General features: G+C 34.4%; 1 protein-coding gene. It reads left to right on the top strand.

Annotated elements, in window-relative coordinates:
• Nucleotides 1–106 precede the first annotated feature (106 nt).
• Nucleotides 107–418: a hypothetical protein gene (locus tag AC1P5O_RS16825; protein ID WP_336755400.1), complete on the top strand. Its 312-nt coding sequence runs from the start codon at nt 107–109 to the stop codon at nt 416–418.
• The last annotated feature ends 111 nt before the right edge of the window (nt 419–529 follow it).

The raw sequence follows: 529 nt of genomic DNA, 5'->3' as shown, positions 1-529 counted from the left end.
CGCAAGAGATGCGATGGATGTCTGGTGATTTGTAGTCATAAATTTTAGTCCCCACTTGTTTTTAAGTGGGGACTAAATTAAGGCTTATAGGATGAATTCATAAGGTGTGTTCAGCGGACGCTTACGTTTGAATTTTTTACGAGGAGCTTTTTCTTTTTGCTGTAATTGTTCACTCATTGTGACAACCGAATCTAATTTAATCAATAAGTTAAATATAATTGAAAAGCAGATTCAAACAAGTGATAAAGTTAAGATAATTTTAGATAAATTCAGATATTTTATGGCAAAAGAAGATTGGTTGATTATAAGTAAACAACGCGCTATTGAATTAGGATACGAACCAATTGAAGCTTCTGAAGCTTTCGGTGGCGAAGTTTTTATCAAGAATGGATTTAAGTGGATTGTAAGCGTCCGCTGAACCCCACTTTTTCTAACTCATTAATACCGCGATAGTGTCCACTTAAATTTAAGTGGACACCTATTTATGGATTTAAAGACAGTTATAGACAGTGCACCAACGCTAAAAAAG

This window comes from Prolinoborus fasciculus (genome assembly GCF_056724605.1).
Note: the sequence above shows the minus strand (reverse complement) of the source record. Positions and strands in the feature narration are given on the sequence as shown.